Consider the following 7,016-nt stretch of genomic DNA (forward strand, 5'->3'; position numbering starts at 1 on the left):
CCGAAGCGTTCGAAGTAGCCGTCCATGAGGCGCTGCGCCTCGGCCGTGGAGATGCGCAGCTGCTTGCTCAGGCCGAACGCCGACAGCCCGTACGCGAGGCCGTACGACATCGCCTTGACCTTCGCGCGCATCTCGGAGGTCACCTCGCTCGGCTCGACGCCGAACACGCGTGAGCCGACGAACCGGTGCAGGTCCTCGCCGTCGTTGAAGGCCTGGATGAGGCCCTCGTCGCCGGACAGGTGCGCCATGACTCGCATCTCGATCTGGCTGTAGTCGGCGGACATGAGGCAGTCGTAGCCCTCGCCGACCACGAAGACGCGACGGATGCGTCGACCCGATTCGGTGCGGATCGGGATGTTCTGCAGGTTCGGGTCGGTCGAGCTGAGGCGCCCGGTCGCCGCGATCGTCTGCTGGTAGGTGGTGTGGATGCGGCCGTCGTCACCGATCGACTTGATGAGGCCCTGCACCGTCGAGCGTAGCTTCGAGGCGTCACGGTGACGCAGCAGCGCGTCGAGGAACGGGTGCGGTGCCTTCTCCGACAGGTCGGCGATCGCCTCGGCGTCCGTCGTGTACCCCGTCTTCGTCTTCTTGGTCTTCGGCAGGCCCAGGGTCTCGAACAGCACGACCTGCAACTGCTTCGGCGAGCCGAGGTTGACCTGCTCGCCACCGATCGCGTCCCACGCGTCCTGCTGCGCGGCGACGACCTGCGCGTCGTAGTCGGCTTCGAGTTCGTGCAGCGCGTCGAGGTCGACGGCGATGCCGGCCTGCTCCATCGTCGCGAGCACCTCGACGATCGGCAGCTCGAGCTCGGCCATGAGCTCGATGCCACCGACGTCGGCGACCGCCTCGTCGAGCGCGTCGGCCAGGGTCGCGACGGCCGCGGCGCGCGCCATGGCGTCGTCGCCCTGCGTGGCGCCGACGTCACCGAGGTCGAGCATCCCCTGACCGGCTGCCTGCTTGCTGGTCTCGGGCAGTTCGATGTGACAGTAGCGCAGCAGCAGATCCTCGAACCCGTACGAGCGCTGGTCGGGTCGCACGAGGTAGGCCGCGATGGCGGTGTCGTTCGTCAGCCCGGCGAGGGTGAGACCGCGCGCGGCGAGGGCGTGCATCGGGCCCTTCGCGTCATGCAGGGCCTTCGCCTTCGTCACGTCGGCGAGCCACTCGGCGAGCGCCTGCTCGTCCTCGGGTGCGAGGGTCGTCAGGTCGACGTACGCGGCGCGGCCGCTCTCGTCGGCGATCGCCAGGCCGCTCGCGTCACCCGCGCCCTTCGCCCACGTGCCGTCGACGAACAGCCCGGCGCGCCCGGTGATACCGGCGAGCCACGTCTCGACCTCGCCGTCGCCGAGCACGACGCCGTCGACGCTGACGTCGCCCTCAGCCTCGGGCTGCGCCGTGCCGAGCGTCGCGAACAGGCGGTCGCGCAGCACCTTGAACTCGAGACCGTCGAAGACGCGGTGCACCTCGTCACGGTTCCAGTCGTGGCGCGCGAGGTCGTCCGGCGTCACGGGCAGCGGCACGTCGACGAGCAGCTGGTTGAGGCGTCGGTTGCGCAGCACGCCATCGAGGTGGGCGCGCACGTTCTCGCCGGCCTTGCCCTTGATCTGGTCGACGTTGGCGACGAGGCCCTCGAGGTCGCCGTACTGCCCGATCCACTTCGCGGCCGTCTTGGGGCCGACACCGGGCACGCCGGGCAGGTTGTCGCTCTTCTCGCCGACGAGCGCGGCGAGGTCGCTGTAGCGCTCGGGCGGCACGCTGTACTTCTCCTCGACGGCGGCGGGCGTCATACGCGTCAGCTCCGAGACGCCCTTGACGGGGTACAGCACAGTGACGTTGTCGCGCACGAGCTGCAGCGCATCGCGGTCGCCGGAGCACAGGAGCACCTCGTCGAAACCGGCCTGCGTCGCCTGGGTGGTGAGTGTCGCGAGGATGTCGTCGGCCTCGTACCCGTCGAGTTCGAGATGCGTGACGCCCATCGCGTCGAGCACCTCCTTGACGAGGCTCACCTGCCCCTTGAACTCGCTCGGCGTCGTCGCACGGCCCGCCTTGTACTCGGCGTACTCCTCGCTGCGGAACGTCTGACGCGACACGTCGAACGCGACGGCGAGGTGCGTCGGTTCCTCGTCGCGCAGCAGGTTGATGAGCATCGACGTGAAGCCGTACACGGCGTTCGTGTGCTGCCCCGTCGAGGTCGAGAAGTTCTCCGCGGGCAGCGCGAAGAAGGCCCGGTAGGCGAGGGAATGTCCGTCCAACAACAACAAGCGCTTCACACGTGGCAGCCTATGTCCCACCACCGACAACCCGAAAGGCGAGACCATGACGAGCTCCCCCACGCCCGAGAACGCAACCCACGCGCCCGAGATGACGCAGGAGCAGATGCTCGACGAACTCGCGCAGATGAGCCGCGGCACGCTCGACGAGCGCATGGGCATCCGCGTGCTCGAGGCCTCCCCCGAGCGTGTCGTCGCGACGATGCCCGTCGAGGGCAACACGCAGCCGTTCGGGTTGCTGCACGGCGGCGCGAACGTCGTTGTCGCCGAGAGCGTCGGCTCCATCGGCGCGAACATGGCCGCCGGGCCGGGACGATTCGCCGTCGGGCTCGACATCAACGCGACGCATCACCGTTCCGCGAGGAGCGGCATCGTGACGGCGACCGCGACGGCGCTGTCGATCGGGCGCACCCTCGCGGCGTACGACGTCGTCATCACCGACGATGAGGGCAACCGCACCTGCACCGCCCGCATCACGTGCATGCTGCGGGATCTGCCGAAGGGCTGAGACGCCTCCTCTGGCGACGAAGGGTTGTGGAGGCTCGCGATACCCATCGCGCGAACCTCCACAACCCTTCTCGCGTCAGGCGTCGCCGAACTCGGCGATGACGCCGTCGCAGACCTGCTGCATCGACAGACGACGATCCATCGCGGTCTTCTGGATCCAGCGGAACGCCGCGGGTTCGTCGAGGCCGAGCTTGGTGGTGAGGATGCCCTTCGCCCGGTCGAGTTGTTTGCGCGTCTCGAGCTTGGCGTTGATCGCCGCGAGTTCGTCGCGCAGGGCGCGCATCTCGCGAAATCGGCGGGTCGCGACGGTGAGCGCCGGGCCGAGGTCGTTCCAGGTGAACGGTTTGACGACGTAGGCCATGACGCCCGCGTCGCTCGCGCGTTCGACGAGGTGGCGGTCGCTGAACGCCGTCAGGAGGACGACGGGGGTGAGGCCGTCGGCGCCGATCTCCTCGGCGGCGCTGATGCCATCCTTGCGGGGCATCTTGACGTCGAGCAGCGCGAGGTCGGGTCGGTGCTCGGCGATCGCAGCCACGGCCGCTTCCCCGTCGCTGACGGCGGCGACGACGTCGTAGCCGCCCGCATCGAGCATCTCGACGAGGTCGAGGCGGATGAGAGATTCGTCCTCCGCCACGACGACGCGCAGGCGCTGGTCTTGGTCGCTCGTCTCACTCACGGCGAAAATCCTACGCGTCCTGGCGCGAGAACTCGGACGCGGTACGGATCTGCTCGTCGCTGGGGCGTACGCCGGTGTAGAGGACGAACTGCTCGGCGGCCTGCAGCGCGATGACCTCGGCGCCGGTGATGACGTTCTTGCCCCGCTCCCGCGCGGCGACGACGAGCGGCGTGTCGCTCGGGCTCGCGACGACGTCGAAGATCCAGGTCGCCGCGTCGATCTCGTCGGTGGTGAAGCTCAACCGCCCCTCACCCTCACCGCCGGCCATGCCCAGGGGCGTGACGTTGACGAGGACGTCGGTGCCTTCCGGCACATCGCGCGAGTGCTCCCAGCCGTACTGCGCGGCGAGCTTCTCCCCCGCCTCGACGTTGCGCGCGACGACCGTTCCGTGCGTGAAGCCGGTGTCGCGGCACGCGGCGACGACCGCCTTGCCCATGCCGCCCGAGCCGCGCACGGCGATGCGCAGGTCGGTCGGCACGCCGTGGGTCTGCAGCAGCGACGCGACGGCGACGTAATCGGTGTTGTAGCCGGTGAGGACGCCGTCGTCGTTGACGATCGTGTTGACGGAGTCGATGGCCTTCGACGATTCGTCGAGCGCGTCGAGCATCGGGATGACCTGCTCCTTGAACGGCATGCTCACTGCCGCGCCCCGGATCGGCAGCCCCCTGATGCCGGCGACGGCCTGCGCGAGATCAACCGGCGAGAACGCCTTGTAGACGAAGTCGAGCCCCAGCTCGTCATAGAGCCGGTTGTGGAAGCGCGTGCCGATGTTGCTCGGGCGCCCCGACATCGAGATGCACAGCTGCGTGTCCTTGGAGAGCATAGACAAAGGCTATTTCCTTTCACGCCTTCCGGTGAGCCAAGACCGCAGCCTTCTCGCGCCTGTCGTCCACGATCGAGAAGGCTGTTGGGTCTCCAGAGACAGAAATTCATTTTCCCTTGGATCTCTCAGACACGCATCCTCAGAAGCCACCAAGCTGTATGGCGCCCAGCAAGCCGGGTGCTGGAATGGGATCATATCCATGGGAGCATCAACTAGTCCTGGCGGCAAATCGAATGGGATTTCAAGGCCCCGATTAAAGGCCATCAGGTCTTCCAGAGACGCCTTCCGAATCCACAGTTGCACACCGGATAGCGCCCCGTAGATATCAGTCGCATTGAGGCGGCCATTCCAAATTTGATAGAACTTAACAGCAAACACAGCTGCAGCCAGATCATTGATTTTTCTAGTTGTTCCCAAAGTGAACGGAACGCCCTTTCGACACAACATTCCCGGAATGGTGGTTTGGGCTTCCCATAGCATAAAGCCCAAATCCAAAGCTGATTGGCAGGCGTCCAGATAAACAAAGCTGGAAATCAAATTGCCTTCCCAGCCGAGGATTTCTTGAGAAGATACCTGCCCGTCTACCAAATGCAACCGGTTGTGCAGCCCTACGCTTCCGGCCTCACCATGACTAATAAGATGCACGACATCTTGAGCGTGCAGCGCCGACTCAAGATCCAAGCGTGTCGCATTCGCAACCCCGCTCCAACCGGCATGCGTGGAGATAGCAAATGACTCAGTCGCCGCATGGCGCAATTTCTCAAGTTCCGGAGGGGTTGCCGACAGGACGACTCCTCCACTCGCTAGCGCGGGGGAAGAGCATTCGCTGGACAGCCCACAACTTTCTAGAATAAATGAATGTCGACCCGGACGCTGTGCCTCCAGAAGTGAGGCTATTGGAATGTGATGAAAAAGTCCGAATAGGCGCAAAAACAGGCCCGCGCCGGGGCGAGTCATCTCAAACAGGGCTTCCAACAGCGGTTTAACGCGCTCCAATTCTCTGGAATAAGCCCCACGACCAGAAGCTGTAGATCCGAAAAATTGAGCGGCGGTGGCTCCATCTTGAATATTAAGCCAGCCATTCGCCAGATCCCTACCGGAGATTTCCAGACGTCGGCCAACAGGCGACGTGAGGGACTCCGCGGTGTCTTCAATCATAATAAATGTATCGAACGGATCATGGTAAAGTAACACGCGTGCGCAATCCTTGTGCGGCGGCGGTCCCCAAGACCCGCCCGAGGAGCTTTCCCAGATTTGAATAAGGATCTCACGGGAGTACTGCCATAGGTTAGCCCGGGAAGCGAAAGCTGCTAGTTGACGCATGCTAACCGAGAGGTCCGTCACTAATTTCAGCTTCTCGTCAAACGAGGCTTTACCAAATAGTTGAAGGACAGCTTCGCACACCCACTCCGTCACCTCCGCGGGCACGGCCATCTCCAAGAGTTCCGCCCCTTCAAGCCAAGCATGCAGGCCATCCATTGCGACCTCGCGTTGGTCGTCAATATCCATGAAATTTGCTATGCTAGCCGCATATTTTTTGAATGAGCTTAGATTTGGATCCAATAGCCAACCAAGACGGCCAATCACGCGTTCAACCCTGGCTCTAGAAATGGAGGAGAGCGGGCGAGTTAACGATATGCTGAGATCATCGAGCAAACGGCTGGTGCGAGAAACCCTTTCCTTCGCAACTGCTCCGCGAATTTCCATCGGCCCTGGAAGCCAACATGGGGTCTCGTCTACACCTAAGACTCTGGGATTCGTCCGGAGAAGTCCAGGTACCTTGTCCTCCCCTAAATCTTCACTAAAAACCCAGGAAAAACCCGCAGAACGTACAATTTGCTGTTCCACTTCAGCGGCTCGCATCTCGAGCAGCCTAGCTTCAAATTCCCCAACCTCGCAGAGAGCGCGCACCCAAGATTCATCTGGAATTTCGCCTTTTAGGCGCCGTAGTGAACTTCGCATTTTTTTGATAGCGGTCTTGAGCTGTTCAGAATCCAAGTCAATTCCAGCTATTTTTGCATCAATCATCCCAATTGCAAAAACACTATAGGGGCGATCACTGGTAGAGCCAACTTTTTCTCTATAACTTTTCTCCGCCAAGGCTCGAGCGTGTTGCAGACGCCCAATATCGAGCCCGCAAGTTCGAACTATCGCGGTTGCAATATTCGTCCTGAACATCGCGGTCAAAGAGGCATTTTTCAGAGCGCGAAAATACTCCGCCGCAATCGAAAAGAGTTCGACCTCAGCGGGCTCCTCGACGCTTGAAGCCAGTCCCCTCTCATTGGACAGCGCCTCACCGAGAAGCATCAAACATTGGGCCTGGCTATCCTCAAGGCCTGTAGCTTGGCAAAACGAAAAAGCGCGCCCTAGATATTTTGCCACCCGGGCAGAGTCTCCACCCATTGGGTTTGACGCAAGAGCCTGCGCGCGTTCGTAGAATGCCTGAGCAGCCTCAGCCGTGGCCGGGGGGCTGTCAACCCCTGATACAAATGCCGCCACGAGCGAGCTGTTGTTGGCCAGCTCGCGTAGTTGTGCGTGAAATGTAGAACAATGCGGTGCTAAAACGCCCAAACCCCCAGAACGAAACGTAATTCATTTTTAGATTTTGTGGGTGAGAAAACTCCAGTGCCGACGGGGGGACTCGAACCCCCACGCCTTGCGGCAAAGCATTTTGAGTGCTCCGTGTCTGCCATTCCACCACGTCGGCTGGTGCCCGATCATCGTACCCGAACGCGCGCTGCCC

At 62.8% G+C, this 7,016-nt stretch carries 5 protein-coding genes and 1 tRNA gene; 1 reads left to right on the forward strand and 5 read right to left on the reverse strand.

From position 1 onward, the window contains the following. Positions 1–2,267 (reverse strand): DNA polymerase I (gene polA, locus B2284_RS13820; RefSeq protein ID WP_286697650.1); only part of this gene is annotated, 2,267 nt, incomplete at its 3' end. A gap of 46 nt (positions 2,268–2,313) precedes the next feature. Here polA and B2284_RS13825 point away from each other — a divergent pair. Then, entirely contained in the window at positions 2,314–2,775 is a 462-nt protein-coding gene (locus tag B2284_RS13825) for a PaaI family thioesterase (RefSeq protein ID WP_376745314.1), read from the forward strand. Positions 2,776–2,850: 75 nt separating this feature from the next. Here B2284_RS13825 and B2284_RS13830 read toward each other — a convergent pair whose 3' ends face one another. The 4 genes from B2284_RS13830 to B2284_RS13845 form a co-directional block, all read right to left on the reverse strand. Beyond that, the gene (locus tag B2284_RS13830) at positions 2,851–3,450 is read right to left on the reverse strand and encodes an ANTAR domain-containing response regulator (protein WP_083607129.1); all 600 of its coding nucleotides are present in this window, start codon (positions 3,448–3,450) and stop codon (positions 2,851–2,853) included. Between the two features lie 10 nt (positions 3,451–3,460). Then, positions 3,461–4,279: a shikimate 5-dehydrogenase gene (locus B2284_RS13835; RefSeq protein ID WP_205747116.1), complete on the reverse strand. Its 819-nt coding sequence runs from the start codon at positions 4,277–4,279 to the stop codon at positions 3,461–3,463. A 3-nt stretch (positions 4,280–4,282) separates the two neighbouring features. Further along, positions 4,283–6,655, reverse strand: a complete 2,373-nt coding sequence (locus B2284_RS13840; RefSeq protein ID WP_170957199.1) for a CHAT domain-containing protein — start codon at positions 6,653–6,655, stop codon at positions 4,283–4,285. A gap of 244 nt (positions 6,656–6,899) precedes the next feature. Further along, a tRNA-Leu gene (locus B2284_RS13845) sits at positions 6,900–6,980 on the reverse strand. Between the last annotated feature and the right edge of the window lie 36 nt (positions 6,981–7,016).

The organism is Dermacoccus sp. UBA1591, assembly GCF_002322065.1.
Lineage (GTDB): Bacteria > Actinomycetota > Actinomycetes > Actinomycetales > Dermatophilaceae > Dermacoccus > Dermacoccus nishinomiyaensis.

Excerpts from the sequence above, each read along its gene's own strand:
- B2284_RS13825 (WP_376745314.1), top strand. The coding sequence starts at position 2,314 with ATGACGAGCTCCCCCACGCCCGAGAACGCAACCCACGCGCCCGAGATG.